Raw genomic sequence first — 18,761 nt, 5'->3', positions numbered from 1 at the left:
ACCCGTGGCCATCTCGGTCTTCGACCTGTTCTCGATCGGCATCGGCCCGTCCAGCTCCCATACGGTCGGCCCGATGCGCGCCGCCCGCATGTTCGCGCGCCGGCTGAAGAACGAGGGCCTGATCGCCCACACCGTCTCCATACGCGCGGAGCTGTACGGCTCGCTCGGTGCGACCGGTCACGGCCACGGCACCCCCAAGGCCGTCCTGCTCGGCCTGGAGGGCGAGTCGCCCCGTACGGTCGACGTCGAGTCGGCCGACGACCGGGTGGCCGAGATCCGCGCCTCCGGCCGGCTCAACCTCCTCGGCATGCACGAGATCGACTTCGATGTCGACGAGCAGCTGGTACTGCACCGCCGCAAGGCCCTGCCGTACCACGCCAACGGCATGACGATCTTCGCGTACGACCACGAGGGCGCCCCCCTCCTGGAAAAGACGTACTACTCCGTCGGCGGCGGCTTCGTCGTGGACGAGGACGCGGTGGGCGAGGACCGGATAGTCCTCGACGACACCGTGCTGAAGCACCCTTTCCGCACCGGCGACGAACTGCTGCGGCTCTCCAAGGACACCGGCCTGTCCATCTCCTCGCTGATGCTGGAGAACGAGAAGGCCTGGCGCACCGAGAACGAGATCCGCTCGGGTCTGGTGGACATCTGGCACGTCATGCAGGCCTGCGTCGCGCGCGGCATGTCCCGCGAGGGCATCCTGCCCGGTGGCCTCAAGGTCCGCCGCCGCGCCGCGAACACGGCCCGCCAACTGCGCGCCGAGGGCGACCCGCAGACCCACGCGATGGAGTGGATCACCCTCTACGCGATGGCGGTCAACGAGGAGAACGCGGCGGGCGGCCGGGTCGTCACCGCACCCACCAACGGCGCCGCGGGCATCATCCCGGCCGTGCTGCACTACTACATGAACTTCGCGGCCGGCGGTGCCACCGCGGCGGAGAAGGAGGACGGCGTGGTCCGCTTCCTCCTCGCCGCCGGAGCCATCGGCATGCTCTTCAAGGAGAACGCCTCCATCTCCGGCGCCGAGGTCGGCTGCCAGGGCGAGGTCGGCTCCGCCTGCTCGATGGCCGCGGGCGCCCTCGCCGAGGTCCTCGGCGGCACCCCCGAGCAGGTCGAGAACGCCGCCGAGATCGGCATGGAACACAACCTCGGCCTGACCTGCGACCCGGTCGGCGGCCTCGTCCAGATCCCGTGCATCGAACGCAACGGCATGGCCGCGGTCAAGGCCGTCACGGCGGCGAAGATGGCGCTGCGCGGCGACGGCAGCCACAAGGTCTCCCTGGACAAGGTCATCAAGACCATGAAGGAGACGGGCGCGGACATGAGCGTGAAGTACAAGGAGACGGCGCGCGGCGGGCTCGCGGTGAACATCATCGAATGCTGAGGGGGGCGGGCCCTGACCAGCGCTTTTGTCTCTTTCAGCGCTGGAAGGGCCTCCCTGATCAAGCGGCGGAGAGTCCCTGGAATCTCCCTGAGACAGACGTGAAAGTCCCTGAAAAGCCCCCGGGAAATCCCATGGAACGGGCGGCTGACCTGGTGGTTCGTGGCATCCTCGGTCACTGTTCCGATCCGCCCTGACTGTCCGCCGTCAGAGTGCATCAAATCGATCCCCCGGGCGCGCTGGAGGGGTGCCAGTCGGCACATGAATACTGCGGAAAACTCCCGTGTGCAGCAGCGGCTGGCCGGTCTCTCCCCTACGTTCACGACGACGCAGGCGCGTCAGGCACTGCTTTCCCCTCGCGATCTGGCGTACTTGATCACGGAAGGCGAGATAGACGAACTGTCCCGCGGGATCTACCGGCGAGCAGACGCCCCGGAGACCGCGCACGCGAATCTGCTGGCCGTGTGCGCGGGCTCCTCGCGCCGTCGTGTGCGGTGAGTCCGCCCTTGCTCTGCACGAACTGATCGACGACATCCTGCGGCGGTACACATCGCCGTGCCGCGCCGTTCACGCCGCTCCACGATTTCCTACCCGCCGACCGTAGTGGCCCAGTACTCCCCAACGGCCTTCGCCCCGGTGTCGAACGGTTCGAAGCAGCCCCGGGAGAGACCGTCCCCGTGTACAACGCAGCCCGCAGCGTCGTCGACGCGATGCGCCACCGCCTCGCCCTGTCCGCACTCGGCCGCAACCTGCACCGAGACGGAAGCGGCGGGGGCCGCGAACTCCATTACATCGCACGTGAGTTGGGTGCTCATTCCGTTATCCGCCCCGCCGTGGAGGCAGTGCTCGCCTGACGGTCAACCCCACACGCGACACCACCGCCGGCGGCGTCTACAACGATCTGCGCAACCTGGCCCGCCGCAACAGCCGGCATCGCCGCCACTGAGATCGACGACGGAGTCGCGGTCTGAAGCTCGGAGCATAGGAGGCTCGGCGTCTTCTGAGCAGTGACCTCGATCAGCTCGCCCAAGGCGGCGATGTGCGCCTGGATGTGGGCGTCGTCGCCGTTCGTGTCGATGTACAGGGCATCGGTGGCCTGCTCCCATGGGCCGGCCGGGCGGTTGCGTCGAGCAGTGGGATGCTCCTCGGGTGCGGTGGCTTCCAGGCGTGCCCTGAGCTTGGGGCGCCCTGAACGACGCGATCGGGCAGCAGATCATCACGTGCAACCCGGTGGCCCACGTCGAGATCGACCCGGTCCGCAAGCCGAAGGCCCTGGTATGGACGGATGAGCGGGTCGACCGGTGCAGCAGACCGGCGAGAAGCCCTCGCCCGTCATGGTCTGGGCGCCAGAACAGACGGGCGCCTTCCTCGGCTTCGTGGCCACGGACCGGCTGTACGCCATCCACACCGACGTCGTCGTCCCCTGGCAACGGCTCTCCGCCGACGACTGGACCAACTACGCCGCCGAGATCAGCCAGCGAGCCACCCGATCGCACCAGCAAGGAATAAGCGTACGTGATCTCTGATGATCAGTGCGGCACGACCGATGGATTGCCCAGTTCGTTGATGAGGCGCCGGTATGTTTCGAAGGCTGGCTTGCGGGTGTAGTCGTCGCGCAGAAGACCGAAGTGGTGGAAGAGCCCCTCGGCGGTGCTGTCGGCGTCTCGCAGGGCAAAGAACGAATATCCGTCGATGTTCAGGTCGACGGAGAGGGCGGCCACGGTCCGCACGACGGTTTCGAGGACCGCGGCCTGCTGCTGCTCGCCGCGGCCCGGGCCGGTGGGCCAGCCGTTCTCGCAGATACGGATCGCGATGCTGCTGGGGATGCTGGCCTTTCGCAGGTCGGTGCGCCGGAATGCGGTGAGGACCGCAGCGACCGCTTCCGCCAACTGCTCAGCGGCGATGGGACGGAACACGTCCGGGAAGAAGTCCAGGCCGACGTAGTCCAGGCTCTGCCGGAAGCGGTCGTCGGCCAGGGCGCCGAGCTCAGACCAGAAGGTGTCGGCCGGGTTGAAGGTCGGCACGGCGTTGAAGCCGACCGCCAGACTGCGACCCAGGGCCCGGGCCTCCTGCTTGGCCGCGACAACCCCCTCAACGAGCGCGTTCAGAACGTTCGGAGTGCTGCCGTCGACCACGGGCAGGTCGGCGTTGGGCTCTTCGCAAATCTGGACGGATTCCAGGTGCGGCCCACCGGTGCGGACGGCCTCGCGGACGAACTCCAGCCACCCCTCCAACTCGCCGGACGGCTCACGGAACTGCAGCACGAGGTCCAGCTTGCGGCCCCGTTGGAGATACGTCGCGGGAGCGGCGGGCGTGGGCGGTTCCAGCGGCGTCACGGTGGTGGCGAACGAGCGGTAGGCACGCACCAACAGGGTGGCCGTGTCGCCTTGGAGCGCGTCAAGCGCCTTGATGATGCGGTCCGGCAGGTCCGGGCGGACCGGGTGGACGATGCCCTGGTCGTCACCCAGGATCCCGCCGGGATAGATACCGAAGTGCAAGGTCATGCTTTACTCCACCCCAGAAATCTTGGTGTCACTGCAAATTTGTAGTGACACTATCATCTGGGCATGGGCCTTCGAGAGATCAAGAAGCAGCAGACCCGCACGGCGATCGCCGACGCAGCCCTGCCCCTCTTCCTGGAGCACGGCTTCGACCAGGTCACGGTCGCCGAGGTGGCACGGCACGCAGGCGTCTCCACCAACACCGTGTTCAACTACTTCCCCACCAAGGAAGACCTCTTCTTCGATCGCCAGGCAGAAGTAGAGGGCCATCTCGCCACACTGGTACGCAACCGTGCGCCCGGCGCCTGCCCAGTGGAGACCATCCGCGACGACCTGCTGACCGCCCTGCGGCACGACGACCCCGCACTCGGGCTCCACTCCGACGCGCCCCGGTTCTGGCAGGTCATCCGCGACAGTGCCGCACTGCGCGCACGCGAACGCGAGATCAGCGAACGCGCCGAGGCCGTGTTGGCGACCGCCCTGGCCGAACACCCGCCGAACACCTCCACCGGACCGAACCAGGGCGACTACCCGATGCTCACGCTCCTCGCAGGAGCCATCGCCGGCACACACCGGGCCGCCTTGCGCGAACTGCAACGACGAATCTTGTTCGGCGAACCACCCACCGACGCCCGCGACAGCGTCGTCACAGCGGCAGTCCAGGCATTCAACCTGCTCTGCTCCGGACTCCACGCCGACGCCGACCAGACGTCGCAGGAGCCACGGCTCCCTCAGTAACCCCGTAGCCCAGCCGAGGCATTCAGACAGTTCCAATACCCGACGTCGCCATTAAGCGTCCTCCCTCACGTCGGCAAGAGCGCCGCCGAAGCCACGGCCAAGCTGGACCCGCTCCAGCGGAAGGCGGAGGAAGCCGCGCGCAAGGCGGAGAAGGCCCGGAAGAAGGCCAAGCGCGCCAAGAAGCCCCAGGATGAAGGCAGGAAGAAGGGCCAGAGGGGGGAAGCGGAAGAAGCCCGCCTCGTAGGTATCTCGGTTCCACCGCTCACGTATCGCTCGCGCAAGCCGCCTGGCGAACACCGCGGCCGCATTTCACGAAAGCGCCAAAACACCAGATCAACGCCGTGATCAAAAGTGGCCGACATGAGCGTGAAGTACAAGGAGACGGCCCGGGGCGGGCTCGCGGTGGACATCATCGAGTGCTGAGGCCGGAGGCTCCGATCAGGGGTTTCTCGTCCTTCAGCCGCCGTCTCCGCCTCGGCGTCGCTCACAGGTAGAGCTGTCGCCTGCAGGTGCGGCAGTGGGTCTTGCCGTCGCGCTTCTCGGTCTGCCGGTGGTCGCACGCCACCGCCTTGTTCTCGGACTGGTCCGTGGCCCCCGTCCTGGTCTTGTTCCTGGCCTCCGTCCCGGCGGGCGCGGCTCCCCCGCAAGCAGGATCGGCGGACCGGGCGGCGGGACCGGCGGGCGCGTCCCTGCCGTGCGACTGGACGCGCACCATGTGGTCGAGTTCCGCGACGCACGGGCCGCACGCGTACACGTCGCCCGTCGCGCCGGGGGTGTGCACGGAGCCGACCCACAGGACGCGCACGCCCTCGCGTCGGCAGTACAGCCAGCAGTTCCCCGTCACCCACGCGTTGCCGTCGTCCGTCCGCGCGACCAGCGGCCACGCATCGCGCCATGGACGTTCGACGGCCGGAGCGAAACTCACCCTGCGTCTCCGCTCGCCCGCACCGGCTCAGCCGTCTCGGCCGGCTCAGCCCTCTCGGCCGTCGGCCGCATGACCGCGTAGTCGCGAAAGTTCCGCTGGTAGCGCCGGTGTCCGGTCTCCTGCGTGTGCTTGCGCTGCCACTCCTCGACCGGCTCCGGATAGATGTACGTACCGGACCGTGCGCCGCACTCGGTTTCGTCACCGGACACGCAACGGACCTCGTACTCCGGCTCCGCCGTCGCGTCCTGCTCGATGGTGAACGGGACGTAGCGGAAGACGCGCCGGGTCACCGCCCCGCCCCCTTCTCGATGACCGCCGCCAGCGCGCGGGCCACGGGCGCGGAGCAGTCACCGAGGGTCACCAGCGCATATCCGGCGCCGTCGGCGCGCAACTGGGGACGGACGTCCATCACGGGTAGCTGGATACCCGCCCGTCGGAGCGCCGCGCCGAGCACGTCCCGTGCGGCCTCGGCTTCCTTGATCTTCTGCACCGCTCGCTGCTGCGTCGTCATGGGTTCCGTTCCGTTCGCCCAACACCGGTATGAGATGTGAGGGCTTGGACTACTGTGCGTGTTCCGGGCGTTACGAGAATGGACCCGGAACAGGGAACGGACACCATCGGCGGGCTGTACTTCCCCGGCCCCGGCGGTAGTTCCACACCTTCCACGGAGGAGCTCACTATGCCGCCGAGACGGGTGGTCACGGGCCGGAGCCAGCAACCACGTCAACGGTTCGTCGAGGAACTGCGGTTGCTCCGCTCGCAGCGCGGCCACAGCCTGCGCAAGCTCGGCGAAGTGCTCGGCTGGGACTGGTCGTTGTTCGGCAAGATGGAGAGCGGGGAGACCCTCGGCGGTCCGGAGGTCGTGCAGGCGCTCGACCAGTACTACGGGACGCCCGGCCTCCTCCTCACGCTGTGGGAGCTCGCGGTCGGCGACCCGACTCAGTTCCGCGAGCAGTACCGCCGATACATGACCCTGGAGGCCGAGGCGGTGAGCCTGTGGCACTACGCCGCGAGCGCGCCGCCTGGCCTGCTCCAGACCGGCGGGTACGCCCGCGAGGCGCTCGCGGCGGGCGGCACCATGGGTGAGGAACTGAGCCAGCAGGTCGAAGCGCGCATAGGGCGGCGGAAGCTGCTGGAGGGGGACGACGCACCGCCTTTCCGGGTCATCCTCTCCGAGGCGGTGCTGCGCACGCAGCTGTGCGACGCCCAGGCCTGGCGGGAGCAGGTGGAGTATCTGGCCGAGGCGTCTGACCGCCCGAACATCACCCTCCACGTACTGCCATTCAGCGCCGGTCCTCACGGCCTGATGAACACCGCCGTGATGTGCCTGCGGCTGTCGGACGGCCGCACCGTGGCCTACACCGAGAACGACGTACGCGGTGAACTGATCGAGGAAACAGACAGGGTTGAACGTGTGCAGCGCAGATATGATGCGGTGCGCGACCTGGCGCTGACCCCGGTCGAGTCACGGAAGTTCATCATGCGAATGTTGGAGGAAGTGCCGTGCGAGCCATCGACCTGAGCAACGTAACGTGGCGCAAGAGCAGCTACAGCAACACGGACGGCGGCGAGTGCATCGAGGTCGCCGACGGCTTCCCCGCCGTCGTGCCCGTACGTGACAGCAAGAACCCGGGCGGCCCCGCGCTCGTCTTCGAGTCGGCCGCCTGGTCGTCGTTCGTGACCGCCGCCAAGGGCGGGGAGTTCACCGCCTGAGCCACGCGGCAGTTTCTCCACCCCCTTTCTCCTCCGCCGATCCGGGACGTGAGCGATGCCTGAGAACTCCAGTGTCTGGGAAGTGCGGCTGGGCATTTATGCCACTCAGCAGCAGGCCGAAGAGGTCGAGGAACGCATCGCCAGACTGCTGTGCCCGGACCCCGATCACGCCCCACCGTGCCCGATTCCGTGGTCGGTATCCCTTCGCCGCAGGTCTGGGCTCGACGAGGACGACTCGTACGCGGAGCTGGTCGAGCAGGCCGAGGCGGAGAAGCGCCTCCGCCCGTAGCCGCCCGGAAGGCTGACCGGCGAGCTGGAGCGGTGCGTGCAGGACTACCGCGGGCTGGTGCGGGGCGACTTCGACTACCAGGCGCGCGCGGAGCGCTACACCCGCCCCGATCTGGTGGAGGTCGACGAACGGGACTCGCTGTCACGGTACTTCGCCGCCTGACCGGCCGGCGGCGGCCCCCGGCCCGCAGGACCGGGGGCCGGGGGCCGGGGCCGAGGGTCCTCCCGGCTGTCAGCCCTTGTTCTGCGCCGCCCAGAACTCGTCGAACGTGAGCAGCCCGTCGCCATTGGCGTCGTGCGAGTTGATGACGGCCTGGGCCACCGGCTCGGTGACGTAGGGGTCGCCGAGCTGAGCCATCACGCTCTTGTACTCTGCGGCCGATATCAGCCCGTCGCCGTTCAGATCGAACCGCTCGAATGCCTTGCGCGCCGACTCGATGTCCGCCACGGTTCCGCTCCTTCGTAATGCCCACCACTGCCTGATCAGAGCCTGACCAGAGTCTTACTGACGGGGGTCAGATTATCGGGCGGGACGGCTGGCGTTCGCGGCGGCCGGTCGTCGATCATGGGTGGGGGTCCGCCGCCCGGCGGACCCACGGTCCGGACCGGGGAACGGGACACCGATGGATGACGCACTGGCACGGATCCTGACGGCCGCCGCGCACGGAGGGTTTCCCCCGCCGGACGGGGCAACGACCGTGGTGGGGCAGCCCGGTGTCCGGGACGCAGGGGTGGTGGCGTTCACCGCGCACTCGGTGGTGTTCACCGACGAGGATCCCGGCTGGGTACGGTCCGTGCTGGCCGCCACCCCCGGCGACGCGCTCGCCGCGACGATGAATCCGTACTTCCTGGGCGCGCTGCTGGCCCGGAGCGGCCGGCACATGAACACCATCGATCTGCTGACGGTCGCGGACGCGCTGCCGGGCGAGCCGGAGATCGCGCTGCGGGAGATCGAGGACCCGGAGCATCCCCGGGTGGCGCGGGCGATGAAGTACCGCGACGAGGTGCGGGTCTGGTCCGCCGACGGCGGAGTGGTGATCCTCGGCCGGGGAGTCGCGGGTCGCTGGGAGACGGCGATCGAGGTGGCCGAGGAGGCGCGCGGCCGGCGGCTGGGCGAACGGCTGGCGCGGGCGGCCCGTCATCTGGTGCCGGACTCGGTGGTGTGGGCTCAGCAGTCGCCGGGGAACGCCCGCAGTGTGCGGACGTTCCAGGCGGCGGGCTACCGGCCGGTGGGTTCGGAGGCCCTGTTCGTCGCGGGATGAGGCTTCAGCGGATCAGCTGCGCCACGGCTTGTAGTGCGGGTTGTCGACGCACTTGTTCATGATCTCGGTCTTGGTCGCCTGGTCGACGGGGCACGCCCCGACGATGAACGTGCGGTCGACGCCGCCGGGGAAGGCGACCTCCACCTGGTCGGCGTACTTGTGGGTGTCGCCGATCGTCTTGTTCACGTCGATACCGCCGGGAGCGTCGATGTAGTAGTTGAACTCGCTCTTCCACCGCTTGTACAGGTCGTGGTCGTACGTGGTGGAGACGAACGGCGAGGGCTGGTTGACCAGGACGTACTTCTCCAGGTCGTACTGGCCGTAGACGATGTCCCTGGCGTGGAAGCCCTCGTCGAAGATGGTCTGCGGGCCGCGGCCGTCCGCCCGGTAGAGCTGGCGGCAGTTGTCCCGCCAGGAGGGCCGCGGGGTGATCCGGCGGATGTCCACCGGGTCGGCGGCCGCGAAAAGATGGTCGGCGACGACCGGGCAGCCACCGGGCTTGAACGCGACGGCCGCGGGAGCGGCGGCGGGGGCGGCCTCGGTGGCGGCGGCCGGGACGAGTACGGCGGAGAAGGCGAGAACGGCGACTGCGGCCCGACGCCGCAGACGAGAAGTGATCATCATGATGGTCACTGTCTCGGCAGTGCGACGCCGGGCTGTGCAGCGTCACCCGAAGGCGAGCGTGTCAGGCGGAGTATTGACGCCGGGCCGTCAGCGGAAGACGCCGGTGTGGCCGAGCGAGTAACGGCCCGGCTGCGGGTACACGGCGATTCCGTGCGGGCCGCTGCCCACCGGGATGCGGGCGAGTTGTTTGCCGGTGGCGGTGTCGATCGCGTACACCACGGAGTTGTAACGCCCGCTCAGCCAGAGGACTTTGCCGTCCGAGGAGACTCCGCCCATGTCGGGGCTGCCGCCGCCCGGCAGGCGCCACTTCTTCACCAGCTCGCGCCGGCCGAAGTCGAAGACCGAGATGGAGCCCTCGCCCCGGTTGGAGACGTACATCTCCTTGGAGTCGCGGCTGACGTAGAGGCCGTGGGCGCCCTTGCCGGTGGGCAACAGCTTCGGAGTGGTGAACTTCTTCCCGTCCAGCACCCACACCCCGTCCGCGGTCATGTCCGCGATGTAGAACGTGCTGCCGTCGGGTGACAGCTTCACATCCTGCGGCATCGCGCCCTTGAAGGGCAGCTTCTGCTGACCGACGACCTTCATCTTCGCCGTGTCGACCTTGAGGAGTTCGCCGGAGAACTCGCACGAGACGATGAAGTACCGGCCGTCCATGGAGAAGTCGGCGTGGTTGACGCCCGCGCAGCTGACCGGGACGGCCTTGGCCGTCTTCATGGTGTGGGCGTCGCGGAAGACCAGTTCGCGGTCCATCGAGGCCATCACCACGGCGTACTTGCCGTCCGGGGTGAAGTAGAGGTTGTACGGGTCGGAGACGGGCACCGTGCGGCCCACCTCCCCGGTGGCGGGATCGATGGCCGTGAGGCTGTCGCCGATGTCGTTGTTGACCCAGAGGGTCTTCAGGTCCCAGGACGGGACGACGTGCTGCGGCTGACGGCCGACCTTGATGGTCCTGATGACCTTGTACGTGGCCGGGTCGATCACCGACACGGTGTCGGAGTTGGTGTTGGGGACGTACACCCGGGAAGGGAAGTCCTTGACGGCCGGGGAGAGTTTCCCCGGCCGGTCGGCCGCGTAGACGTCCTTGGCGTCGAGCACCGGCGGCATGCCGGGCAGGCCCGGCGGTGCGGCCGCCTCGCTGCCGACGGGCTCGGCGTTCCCCTTCTCGGCGGGGGCGCCGCAGCCGGTGAGTACGGCGAGGAGGACGCCCCCGAGCAGGGCCGCGGTGTACTTGGTGGAAGGAGGCATCAGGTCAGCAGCTCCGTGGTCGTAACCGCGCGCAGTTGGCGGCGGTCGATTTCGCTGAGGAGGAGAGGCAGGGCGGCGACCGTGTCCGCGTAGCCGAAATGCAGGCTCACCACCGATCCGTTGCGGATCTCCCCGGCCACCTTGCGGGTGACGACCGCGGCGCCGGGAGAGGTGAAGTCGAGGGAGTCCACGTCGTACGAGAGGACGTGCGGGTAGCCCGCCCGGGCGGCGAGCCGCTGGACGAGCGGGGTGGCGTACCGGGTGCGTGAGGGCCGGAACCAGGTGCCGATGGAACCGGTGAGCCGGCGCAGCCGCTGGGCGGGGCCGGTGATCTCCGCATACGCCTCGGCCTCGCCCATCGCGGAGATGTCGAGGTGTCGCTGGGTGTGGTTGCCGAGGTCGTGGCCGCCGTCGAGGATGCGGCGGGCCATCTCGGGGTGTTCGTCGAGCCAGCTGCCGACGGCGAGGACGGTGATCCGCGCGTGGGCCCGTTCGGCCTCGGTAAGTACGGTCCGGGCGATCGCGGGGTCGCCCTGGCCGTGGAAGGTGAGGGCGACGCGGGCGCGGTCGCGTGGGCCGTGGTCGATCTGGGCCGGCTGCCCGGGGAAGCGGCGCGGAGCGGGCGCGGGGTGCGGGGCCGGGTGTCCGGTGGTCGCGGTCGCGGGGTTGTTCTTCGGGCTCGCCGTGGCCGTGACGGTCCTGGCCGACGCACCGGCGGCGTCGTCGCGGGCCGCGCATCCGGCGGTCAGGGCACCGGCGAGGGCGGCCCCTGCTCCCGCGCGCAGGGCGCTGCGGCGGTGCACCGGTGGGTCGGGGGCGTTCATGCACAGAACAATAGGGGCGAAATGTTCTGAAAATAACAATTTGGACTTATGGGTGGCGCGAATGAATCACTCAATGAATCCCATAAATATTCATGGTTTTCCAGGCAAGTGACCCATCACACCTGTGATTTGCCTGTAAAATGCTCCACATTTTCCATGAATGCCCCATTTGCCCCTTTGGCGGAGAGGTCACCCGTCTGCCATAGTCGATGACACGACCCTCATTGACCCGAGCTCGGTCGTCACCAGCGGCCGTGAACACACCCCCCATTTCACGGCCCCACACAGCAGCCCCCGAAGCGCCCCACAACGGCGGACCGGGGGCTTCTGTGCGTCTTGGGCGCGCGCCGCGGGCGGTCAGCGGTCGGAGATCCGCATCTCGAACCAGGTGGTCTTGCCGCGCGGCAGCAGATCCACGCCCCACCGGTCGGAGAGCCTGTCGACGAGGAAGAGCCCCCGCCCGCTGGTATCCGTCTCCCGGACGGGCATCAGACAGGGCAGTCCGCGCGAGGGGTCGCGCACCTCGATCCTGATCCAGCCGCGGCGGCGCAGCATCCGCAACCCGAAGACCCGGGCGCCGGTGTGCCGCACTGCGTTGCCGACGAGCTCCGAGACGAGCAGGACGGCGTATTCGGCGGTCTGCGGGGAGAGCGCCCACTGACGCAGCACCACATAGGAAGTGAGCCGCCGAGCGGTGGCCGCGGACTCCGGGCGGGACGGCAGCCGGACTTCGCCCTCCGCCGGATTTCCGAACAACTCCAGGGCTTTGAACGCCTGTTCGTCCTCGACGGTCGGCATCCAGCATGCCGCCGTCGCGCCGCTGCGCGGTCGCGGCTGTTCCACACCCTCCAGGCCCGCCATGCACACCATCATGGCCGCATGGCGGGCCTTCCGGGGCCGTTCCGACGGAATCCGCACCCCGGAATGCATCATTCCGCAGAGGTCGATAGGCATATGCCAATGGCAGAATGCGGTCCGCCGCACCCCTGTTGACCTGCATGGATACCGCATCCGAGGGCGTCTGCCGGCCCCTTCGGAGAGCTGGACCTCAAGGTCCTCTCAAGGCCCAGCCAATCCGCCCGCATGGATGAACCTGCGTCAGTCTGTGCCCAACTGACCCCTGTTCAGAGGAACTTGGCCTTGCCCGGACCCTCTTCCACGAAGCTGCGCATTCCGCGCTCCCGGTCCTCGGTGGCGAACAGACCTGCGAACCAGTTCCGCTCGATCGTGAGCCCGGTGTCGATGTCGGCCTCCAGACCGGCGTCGACGGATTCCTTGGCGGCGCGCAGCGCGAGGGCGGGCCCCTTCGCCAGCCCGGCGGCCCAGGCGTGCGCCTGCTCGTACACCTCTGCGGCGGGCACCACGCGGTCCACCAGTCCGATCGTCAGGGCCTCCTCGGCCTTCACGTGACGGCCGGTGAAGATCAGGTCCTTGGCCCGGGAGGGTCCGATCAGCCGGGCGAGGCGCTGGGTGCCGCCCGCGCCGGGGATCAGCCCGAGCAGGATCTCGGGCTGGCCCAGCCTGGCGTTGTCGGCGGCGATCCGGAAGTCGGCGCAGAGCGCCAACTCGCAGCCGCCGCCCAGCGCGTAACCGGTGACTGCGGCGACAACGGGCTTGGGGATCCGGGCCACCGCGGTGAAGGAGTCCTGCAGCGCCTTGGACCGTACGACCATCGCCGCGTGGTCCATCGCCTGCATCTCCTTGATGTCCGCGCCCGCCGCGAACACCTTCTCGCCGCCGTAGAGGACCACGGCCCGCACGTCCTCGCGCCGGGTCGCCTCCTCGGCGAGTTCACGCAGCCGGTCCTGGGTGGCGACATCCAGGGCGTTCATGGGCGGACGGTCCAGCAGGATCGTGCCGACACCGTCGGTCACTTCGAGATTTGCGGTCATGAGAGGCAGGTTAGACCGGCCGGCGCATGGGGGGTGGAAGAAGGAGCGGGGCTGGGTGCGTGCAGCTGCAAGGCGGAGGATTGAGCCAGATGGGGTCTCCCCTGCTCGAGCGCAGCCGAGAGCTTGGGGAAGGAGCCATGGTGATTGACGACAACGCGGCAGATGTGCGTGCCCAGCCCCGCGACGCCGCCCCCCATGTGCCGGTCGGTCTTCGACCGGCGCCAACGACAGCGGGCCCGGTGCTGTTGGTCACAGCGCCGGGCCCGCCCGTGTCAGGTATGCAGGGAGCTACTTGGTCCACTCCGGCCAGGACATGTTCCAGCCGTTGAGGCCGTTGTCCGGCTGGATCGTCCGGTCCTTCGAGTTCTTGACGACGACGACGTCACCGATGAGCGAGTTGTCGAAGAACCAGGCCGCCGGGGTCTTCTTGCTCCAGGCACCGCGCACGTCCTGCAGGCCGACGCAGCCGTGGCTGGTGTTGGCCGCGCCGAAGATGCCGGAGCCGCCCCAGTAGTTGCCGTGGATGAAGGTGCCCGAGGTGGACAGGCGCATCGCGTGCGGCACGTCCTTGATGTCGTACTCGCCGCCGAAGCCCACGGTGTCACCGTTCATCCGGGTCACGTTGAGCTTCTCGCTGATGACCATCTGACCGTTGTACGTGGTGGTCGCCGGGGCGCCCGCCGAGATCGGGATGTCCTTGATCTGCTTGCCGTCTCGGACGACCTTCATCCGGTGCGTGCTCGCGTCGACCGTGCTGACCTGCTTGCGGCCGATGGTGAAAGCGATCGTCCTGGTCTGCTTGCCGTAGACGCCGGGACGCCCCTCGACACCGTCGAGGTCGAGCTTCACGGTCACCTTGGTGCCCGCGGCCCAGTACTCCTCGGGTCGGAAGTCGAGGCGGTCGTTGCCGAACCAGTGGCCCTCGATCGGTACGGAGGGCTCGGCGGTCACCTTGATGCCCTTCTCGACCGCGGCCGGGTCCGTGATGCCGCGGGTGAAGTGGATCGAGACGGGCATGCCGACGCCGACCGTGGAGCCGTCCTCCGGGGTGTACTGCCCGATGAAGGTGTTCTGCGGGACCAGCGTCGTGAAGCTGGTGTCCTTGGCCGACTCACGGCCCTTGGCGTCCTTGGCGACCGCGTGGACGGTGTACTTGGTCGCCGCGGCCAGATGCCGGTCCGGCGTCCAGCTCGTGCCGTCCGCCGCGATCCTGCCCTCGACCTCGGCGCCCTTGGGGCCGGCGACCTTGACCGTCGTCAGCTTCCCCTGCGCGGCGGAGATCTTCAGCGCCCCACTGGTGGCGACGGAGTCCGCCCCGTCCTTCGGTGCGATGGTCACCACGGCCTGCGAGGCCGTGGTGTCATCGACCTTCGTCCCGCCCTTGCCGTCCTTGCCCGCGCCGCCGGCGTCGTCCCCCCCGCCGCATGCCGTCACCAGCAACAGCAGCGCGCCCAGTACCAGAGCCAGCATTCCGGTGGCCCCGCGTCCGCGCCGCCCGCTGTCCGCCCCGGCCGATGTCCCCGATATCGGCTGCCCGTTCAATGTGGTCGTCTCCCCTCACACGGCCTGGCCCCGCCAAGGCCCTGGGGCCCTCGGGCCCCGCCCCCGCGCGCTGTACATGCGCGCTCAGCGAAAGATAATCACACCCACTGTGCGGAAATGACCCCGCAGAATGTCACCGTTCAGTCCCAACTCGTCCCGGGACCTCTCCAGGTGACACGGGGTACGGGGGTGGCGGGGGGTCAGCGCAGGGCGGATCCGGCCTTCCACTGATCCCAGTTCAGATTCCAGCCTCCGAGGCCGTTGTCGGGCGCGACCTGCTTGTCCTTGGAGTTGACGACCTCGACGACATCGCCGATGAGTGTCCGGTCGAAGAACCAGCCGGCCGGGGTGTCGCTGCTGCCGCCCCGCACATCGCGCAGCCCGACGCAGCCGTGACTGACGTTGTCCGAGCCGAAGACCTCCTCGTCCGACCAGTAGTTGCCGTGCAGAAACGTGCCGGAGTTGGTGAGCCGGAGGGCGTGCGGGACGTCCTTGATGTCGTACTCGCCGCCGAAACCGACCGTGCGGCCGTCCATCCGGGTCACGTCGTGCATCTCGCTGACCACCATCTTTCCGTTGTACGTGTCCATCCCCGGGTAGCCCGTCGTGATCGGGACCGTGGAGAGGAGCCGGCCGTCGCGGCGTACCTCCATGGTGTGTGCGGCCGCGTCGACCAGGGACGTCTGCGAGCGGCCCACCGTGAAGGCGACCGTCTTGTCCTGGGTGCCGTACACGCGCGGCGCACCCTCCACATCCCGCAGCCCCACCTCGACGGTGACCTCGGTGCCCGGCTTCCAGTAGGCGGCGGGGCGGAAGTCGAGGCGGCTGTCGCCGAACCAGTGCCCCACCACCTCGACCGCCGGAACGGAGCTCACCCGGATGGCCCGCTGCACGGCCGCGTGGTTCTTGACCGGGCGGTTGAAGCCGAAGGAGACGATCATTCCGGTGCCGACCGTGGACCGGTTCTCCGGTGTGAAGTAGCCGATGAAACGGTGTTCGGGGACCGCCGTGGTGAAAGTGGTGTGGCGGGCCGAGCGGTGCCCGGCGCCGTCCACGGCCACCGCGTCGACGCTGTACTTGGCGGCGAGCCTGAACCGGCCCGTCTTCCCCCACGGTGTCCAGGAGAGACCGTCGGGCGCGATCCGGCCCGGCACCTCCTCGCTCTGCGTGTCCTCGATCCGCGCCACCTTGACGCTCTCCAGCCGCCCGTCGGGGACCTTCACCTCCAACCGGTCGTCCGGGCCTACGTTCCTCGCCCCGTCGTTCGGGGTGATCAGGATCGCGCCCTGCGGGGAGCGCGCCTTCCCGTCGAAGTCGGATCCGGCGTCGGTACAGGCGCTCAGCAGCGCCAGCACGGTGAGCAGTCCTGCCCATGTCAGCACGGTGGCCGAGCTCGCCACCGCCCTCCTCGCTACGTGGTTCACGTCCCCCCAACGACGGGGGCCGGTCGGGGGAAACGTGAGTCCGGGCGCCGGTGTGGGCAGAACAGAGGGGAGGACCACACTCGGGGAGCCACGGTCGGGACGCCGTGCGCTCCTTTTCGGTGCCGGTCCCCACGAGCCGCGGGAGGCGAGCAGGTGTCGAGCGCAGCCGAGCAGGAGGCAGTGCAGGAGACCGGGGAGGCGGAGGAGCGGGAGAGCACGCCGGTGACCGCGCCGGGGCGGCCGGCCGCCGTGTGGCCGGGTGCCCCGATGCCGCTCGGGGCCCGCTTCCGGGTGGGCCCCGACGGCGTGGCGGGCACCAATTTCGCGCTCTGGGCCGGCGGTGCGGAGGCCGTCGAGCTCTGCCTCTTCGACGAGGAGGGGAGCGAGCGGCGCCTCCCGCTGACGGAACTGACCCATGAGGTCTGGCACGGCTTCGTGCCCGGCGTCCGGCCGGGGCAGCGGTACGGCTACCGGGTGCACGGCCGCTGGGACCCATGGACCGGTGCGCGCTGGAATGCGGCGAAGCTGCTCCTCGACCCGTACGCGCGTGCCGTGGACGGCTCGTTCACCCTCCCGGCCGAGGTGTACGGCCATGTGAGGGACTGGCCGCACCAGCAGGTCGCCGACACCGTGCGCGACGAGCGGGACTCCGCTCCGTACGTCCCGAAGGGCGTCGTCGTCCACGATGACGACGACTGGGCGGAGGACCGCCGCCCCAAGACCCCGTGGGCGGACTCCGTCATCTACGAGCTGCATGTACGCGGCTTCACCAAGCTGCACCCCGGGATCCCGGAGGAGCTGCGGGGCACGTACGCCGGTCTCGCCCATCCGGCCGCCGTCGGTCATCTGCAGCGGCTGGGAGTCACGGCGGTGGAACTGCTGCCGGTGCATCAGTTCGCCCACGAGGACCATCTGCTCCGGCGCGGCCTGCACAACTACTGGGGCTACAACTCCATCGGCTACTTCGCCCCGCACGCCGACTACTCCGCGAGCGGGACCGCGGGCCAGCAGGTCGGCGAGTTCAAGCGGATGGTACGGGCCCTGCACGACGCCGGGATCGAGGTGATCCTCGACGTGGTCTACAACCACACGGCGGAGGCGAGCGAGCTGGGTCCGATGCTGTCGCTGCGCGGCATCGACAACCGCGGCTACTACCGCCTCCAGGCGGATGCCCGCAGGTACGCGGACTACACCGGCTGCGGCAATACCCTGCACGTGGTCCAGCCGCACGTCCTGCGGCTGATCACGGACTCGCTGCGGTACTGGGTCACGGAGATGGGCGTCGACGGCTTCCGCTTCGATCTGGCGGCCGCGCTGGCCCGTTCGATGCACGACGTCGACATGCTCTCCCCGTTCCTCGCGGTGATCGCCCAGGACCCGGTGCTGCGCCGGGTGAAGCTGATCGCCGAGCCGTGGGACGTCGGCAACGGCGGGTACCAGGTGGGCGCCTTCCCCCCGCTGTGGACCGAGTGGAACGACCGCTACCGGGACGCCGTACGGGACTTCTGGCGCGGCGCCCTGCCCGACGTACGGGATCTCGGCTACCGGCTGACCGGGTCCAGCGATCTGTACGCGTGGGGCGGCCGGCGCCCGTACGCCTCGGTCAACTTCATCACCGCGCACGACGGCTTCACTCTGCGCGATCTGGTCAGTTACCAGCAGAAGCACAACGAGGCCAACGGCGAGGACAACCGGGACGGCACCTCGGACAACCGGGCCTGGAACTGCGGCGCCGAGGGCGAGAGCGACGACCCCGCCGTCAACGCGCTGCGCCGCCGCCAACTGCGCAATCTGCTCACCACCCTCCTGCTGTCGACGGGGGTGCCGATGCTGGTCGCGGGCGACGAGATGGGCCGTACGCAGGGCGGCAACAACAACGCGTACTGCCAGGACAACGAGGTCAGCTGGCTGGACTGGTCACTCCTCGACCGGCCGGAGTGGCAGGCACTGACCGAGCTGGCCTCCCGGGTCGTCACCCTGCGCCACACCCACCCCGTGCTGCGCCGCCGCGCCTTCTTCGCCGGGCGTGCGCAGGCGGCGGACGGGCTGCGGGATCTGGCCTGGTTCACCCGGCAGGGCGCGGAGATGACGGAGGAGGACTGGTACGCACCGGCCGCGACGGTCGGGCTCTATCTCTCCGGGCGCGACATCCCCGGCCGGGACGCGCGCGGCGAACCGATCACGGACGACAGCTTCCTGGCGATCCTGCACGCGGACCACCGGCCGAGCGGCTTCCGGCTGCCCGGACCGCCGTGGGCGCGGAGTTACGAACTGGTCCTGGACACCTCGCGGGAGGACCAGGCCGAGGCGCCGGGCTCCGTCCACCCGGGCGGCACGGCGCTGACCGTACCGGCCAGGTCGGTGCTGCTGCTCCGGATCAGGGAATGAAGGCCGGGGAA

At 69.1% G+C, this 18,761-nt stretch carries 22 protein-coding genes and 1 pseudogene; 11 read left to right on the top strand and 12 right to left on the bottom strand.

Annotated elements, in window-relative coordinates; genetic code table 11:
- The first annotated feature begins 4 nt into the window (after window positions 1-4).
- From ACZ7L9_RS17880 to ACZ7L9_RS17865, 4 genes and pseudogenes are all read left to right on the top strand, one after another.
- Window positions 5-1,387, top strand: a complete 1,383-nt coding sequence (locus ACZ7L9_RS17880; protein ID WP_471416104.1) for an L-serine ammonia-lyase — start codon at window positions 5-7, stop codon at window positions 1,385-1,387.
- A 258-nt stretch (window positions 1,388-1,645) separates the two neighbouring features.
- On the top strand, window positions 1,646-1,882 hold the full coding sequence (locus tag ACZ7L9_RS17875; RefSeq protein WP_471416103.1) for a type IV toxin-antitoxin system AbiEi family antitoxin domain-containing protein: 237 nt from the start codon (window positions 1,646-1,648) through the stop codon (window positions 1,880-1,882).
- A 179-nt stretch (window positions 1,883-2,061) separates the two neighbouring features.
- A complete protein-coding gene (locus ACZ7L9_RS17870) occupies window positions 2,062-2,238 on the top strand; it encodes a hypothetical protein (protein ID WP_471416102.1) in 177 nt (58 codons plus the stop codon).
- Window positions 2,239-2,569: 331 nt separating this feature from the next.
- A pseudogene (locus ACZ7L9_RS17865) lies at window positions 2,570-2,787 on the top strand (site-specific integrase); the annotation flags it as partial.
- A 126-nt stretch (window positions 2,788-2,913) separates the two neighbouring features.
- On the opposite strand, the gene ACZ7L9_RS17860 reads toward ACZ7L9_RS17865, so the two are convergent.
- Complete coding sequence (locus tag ACZ7L9_RS17860; protein WP_471416101.1) at window positions 2,914-3,888, bottom strand: hypothetical protein; 975 nt, start codon at window positions 3,886-3,888, stop codon at window positions 2,914-2,916.
- A 63-nt stretch (window positions 3,889-3,951) separates the two neighbouring features.
- Here ACZ7L9_RS17860 and ACZ7L9_RS17855 point away from each other — a divergent pair, with 63 nt between their 5' ends.
- Window positions 3,952-4,623 carry a TetR/AcrR family transcriptional regulator gene (locus tag ACZ7L9_RS17855; RefSeq protein WP_471416100.1) on the top strand — a complete coding sequence of 224 codons (672 nt, stop codon included), beginning with the start codon at window positions 3,952-3,954 and terminating at the stop codon, window positions 4,621-4,623.
- 484 nt (window positions 4,624-5,107) lie between these two features.
- On the opposite strand, the gene ACZ7L9_RS17850 is transcribed toward ACZ7L9_RS17855, so the two are convergent.
- The 3 genes from ACZ7L9_RS17850 to ACZ7L9_RS17840 are packed head-to-tail and all read right to left on the bottom strand — an operon-like array spanning window position 5,108 to window position 6,059.
- On the bottom strand, window positions 5,108-5,548 hold the full coding sequence (locus tag ACZ7L9_RS17850; RefSeq protein ID WP_471416099.1) for a hypothetical protein: 441 nt from the start codon (window positions 5,546-5,548) through the stop codon (window positions 5,108-5,110).
- Window positions 5,545-5,838: a DUF7848 domain-containing protein gene (locus ACZ7L9_RS17845; RefSeq protein WP_471416098.1), complete on the bottom strand. Its 294-nt coding sequence runs from the start codon at window positions 5,836-5,838 to the stop codon at window positions 5,545-5,547. Before ACZ7L9_RS17845 ends, ACZ7L9_RS17850 begins: the two co-directional genes overlap by 4 nt.
- On the bottom strand, window positions 5,835-6,059 hold the full coding sequence (locus ACZ7L9_RS17840; RefSeq protein ID WP_471416097.1) for a hypothetical protein: 225 nt from the start codon (window positions 6,057-6,059) through the stop codon (window positions 5,835-5,837). The genes ACZ7L9_RS17845 and ACZ7L9_RS17840 overlap by 4 nt, the downstream gene beginning before the upstream one ends.
- A 168-nt stretch (window positions 6,060-6,227) precedes the next feature.
- On the opposite strand from ACZ7L9_RS17840, the gene ACZ7L9_RS17835 reads away from it, so the two are divergent.
- The 4 genes from ACZ7L9_RS17835 to ACZ7L9_RS17820 are packed head-to-tail and all read left to right on the top strand — an operon-like array spanning window position 6,228 to window position 7,712.
- Complete coding sequence (locus ACZ7L9_RS17835) at window positions 6,228-7,070, top strand: helix-turn-helix domain-containing protein (RefSeq protein WP_471416096.1); 843 nt, start codon at window positions 6,228-6,230, stop codon at window positions 7,068-7,070.
- Window positions 7,052-7,261, top strand: a complete 210-nt coding sequence (locus ACZ7L9_RS17830; protein WP_471416095.1) for a DUF397 domain-containing protein — start codon at window positions 7,052-7,054, stop codon at window positions 7,259-7,261. The genes ACZ7L9_RS17835 and ACZ7L9_RS17830 overlap by 19 nt, the downstream gene beginning before the upstream one ends.
- A gap of 55 nt (window positions 7,262-7,316) precedes the next feature.
- On the top strand, window positions 7,317-7,550 hold the full coding sequence (locus ACZ7L9_RS17825) for a hypothetical protein (protein ID WP_471416094.1): 234 nt from the start codon (window positions 7,317-7,319) through the stop codon (window positions 7,548-7,550).
- 36 nt (window positions 7,551-7,586) lie between these two features.
- Window positions 7,587-7,712 carry a hypothetical protein gene (locus tag ACZ7L9_RS17820; protein ID WP_471416093.1) on the top strand — a complete coding sequence of 42 codons (126 nt, stop codon included), beginning with the start codon at window positions 7,587-7,589 and terminating at the stop codon, window positions 7,710-7,712.
- Window positions 7,713-7,781: 69 nt separating this feature from the next.
- On the opposite strand, the gene ACZ7L9_RS17815 is transcribed toward ACZ7L9_RS17820, so the two are convergent.
- A complete protein-coding gene (locus ACZ7L9_RS17815; protein ID WP_123461777.1) occupies window positions 7,782-7,997 on the bottom strand; it encodes an EF-hand domain-containing protein in 216 nt (71 codons plus the stop codon).
- Window positions 7,998-8,172: 175 nt separating this feature from the next.
- Between ACZ7L9_RS17815 and ACZ7L9_RS17810 the strand changes: the two genes are divergently transcribed.
- Window positions 8,173-8,811, top strand: coding sequence for a GNAT family N-acetyltransferase (locus ACZ7L9_RS17810; protein ID WP_471416092.1), 639 nt, complete (start codon window positions 8,173-8,175; stop codon window positions 8,809-8,811).
- Between the two features lie 12 nt (window positions 8,812-8,823).
- On the opposite strand, the gene ACZ7L9_RS17805 is transcribed toward ACZ7L9_RS17810, so the two are convergent.
- The 7 genes from ACZ7L9_RS17805 to ACZ7L9_RS17775 all read right to left on the bottom strand — a co-directional run bounded on the left by ACZ7L9_RS17805 (window position 8,824) and on the right by ACZ7L9_RS17775 (window position 16,362).
- Window positions 8,824-9,432 carry an ADP-ribosyltransferase gene (locus ACZ7L9_RS17805; protein WP_471416247.1) on the bottom strand — a complete coding sequence of 203 codons (609 nt, stop codon included), beginning with the start codon at window positions 9,430-9,432 and terminating at the stop codon, window positions 8,824-8,826.
- A gap of 90 nt (window positions 9,433-9,522) precedes the next feature.
- Window positions 9,523-10,680 (bottom strand): YVTN family beta-propeller repeat protein, encoded by a 1,158-nt coding sequence (locus tag ACZ7L9_RS17800; protein WP_471416091.1) that lies wholly within the window; start codon window positions 10,678-10,680, stop codon window positions 9,523-9,525.
- Window positions 10,680-11,504, bottom strand: coding sequence for a polysaccharide deacetylase family protein (locus ACZ7L9_RS17795; protein ID WP_471416090.1), 825 nt, complete (start codon window positions 11,502-11,504; stop codon window positions 10,680-10,682). Before ACZ7L9_RS17795 ends, ACZ7L9_RS17800 begins: the two co-directional genes overlap by 1 nt.
- Before the next feature lie 357 nt (window positions 11,505-11,861).
- Complete coding sequence (locus tag ACZ7L9_RS17790) at window positions 11,862-12,377, bottom strand: ATP-binding protein (protein ID WP_471416246.1); 516 nt, start codon at window positions 12,375-12,377, stop codon at window positions 11,862-11,864.
- Window positions 12,378-12,628: 251 nt separating this feature from the next.
- The gene (locus tag ACZ7L9_RS17785) at window positions 12,629-13,396 is read right to left on the bottom strand and encodes an enoyl-CoA hydratase/isomerase family protein (RefSeq protein ID WP_471416089.1); all 768 of its coding nucleotides are present in this window, start codon (window positions 13,394-13,396) and stop codon (window positions 12,629-12,631) included.
- Between the two features lie 288 nt (window positions 13,397-13,684).
- Complete coding sequence (locus ACZ7L9_RS17780; RefSeq protein ID WP_471416088.1) at window positions 13,685-14,938, bottom strand: L,D-transpeptidase; 1,254 nt, start codon at window positions 14,936-14,938, stop codon at window positions 13,685-13,687.
- A gap of 200 nt (window positions 14,939-15,138) precedes the next feature.
- The gene (locus tag ACZ7L9_RS17775) at window positions 15,139-16,362 is read right to left on the bottom strand and encodes a L,D-transpeptidase (protein ID WP_471416087.1); all 1,224 of its coding nucleotides are present in this window, start codon (window positions 16,360-16,362) and stop codon (window positions 15,139-15,141) included.
- A 153-nt stretch (window positions 16,363-16,515) separates the two neighbouring features.
- Here ACZ7L9_RS17775 and glgX point away from each other — a divergent pair, with 153 nt between their 5' ends.
- Complete coding sequence (gene glgX / locus ACZ7L9_RS17770; RefSeq protein ID WP_471416086.1) at window positions 16,516-18,750, top strand: glycogen debranching protein GlgX; 2,235 nt, start codon at window positions 16,516-16,518, stop codon at window positions 18,748-18,750.
- The last annotated feature ends 11 nt before the right edge of the window (window positions 18,751-18,761 follow it).

The organism is Streptomyces sp. NPDC111516, assembly GCF_055635345.1.
The sequence above is the reverse complement of the archived record's forward strand: the minus strand, read 5'-3'. Positions and strand labels throughout refer to the sequence as shown.

Coding starts and splice junctions, on each gene's coding strand:
- ACZ7L9_RS17825 (WP_471416094.1), top strand. CDS start 7,317: ATGCCTGAGAACTCCAGTGTCTGGGAAGTGCGGCTGGGCATTTATGCC.
- ACZ7L9_RS17855 (WP_471416100.1), top strand. CDS start 3,952: ATGGGCCTTCGAGAGATCAAGAAGCAGCAGACCCGCACGGCGATCGCC.
- ACZ7L9_RS17810 (WP_471416092.1), top strand. CDS start 8,173: ATGGATGACGCACTGGCACGGATCCTGACGGCCGCCGCGCACGGAGGG.
- ACZ7L9_RS17840 (WP_471416097.1), bottom strand. CDS start 6,059: ATGACGACGCAGCAGCGAGCGGTGCAGAAGATCAAGGAAGCCGAGGCC.
- ACZ7L9_RS17875 (WP_471416103.1), top strand. CDS start 1,646: ATGAATACTGCGGAAAACTCCCGTGTGCAGCAGCGGCTGGCCGGTCTC.
- ACZ7L9_RS17805 (WP_471416247.1), bottom strand. CDS start 9,432: ATGATCACTTCTCGTCTGCGGCGTCGGGCCGCAGTCGCCGTTCTCGCC.
- ACZ7L9_RS17860 (WP_471416101.1), bottom strand. CDS start 3,888: ATGACCTTGCACTTCGGTATCTATCCCGGCGGGATCCTGGGTGACGAC.
- ACZ7L9_RS17800 (WP_471416091.1), bottom strand. CDS start 10,680: ATGCCTCCTTCCACCAAGTACACCGCGGCCCTGCTCGGGGGCGTCCTC.
- ACZ7L9_RS17785 (WP_471416089.1), bottom strand. CDS start 13,396: ATGACCGCAAATCTCGAAGTGACCGACGGTGTCGGCACGATCCTGCTG.
- ACZ7L9_RS17790 (WP_471416246.1), bottom strand. CDS start 12,377: ATGATGGTGTGCATGGCGGGCCTGGAGGGTGTGGAACAGCCGCGACCG.
- ACZ7L9_RS17795 (WP_471416090.1), bottom strand. CDS start 11,504: ATGAACGCCCCCGACCCACCGGTGCACCGCCGCAGCGCCCTGCGCGCG.
- ACZ7L9_RS17835 (WP_471416096.1), top strand. CDS start 6,228: ATGCCGCCGAGACGGGTGGTCACGGGCCGGAGCCAGCAACCACGTCAA.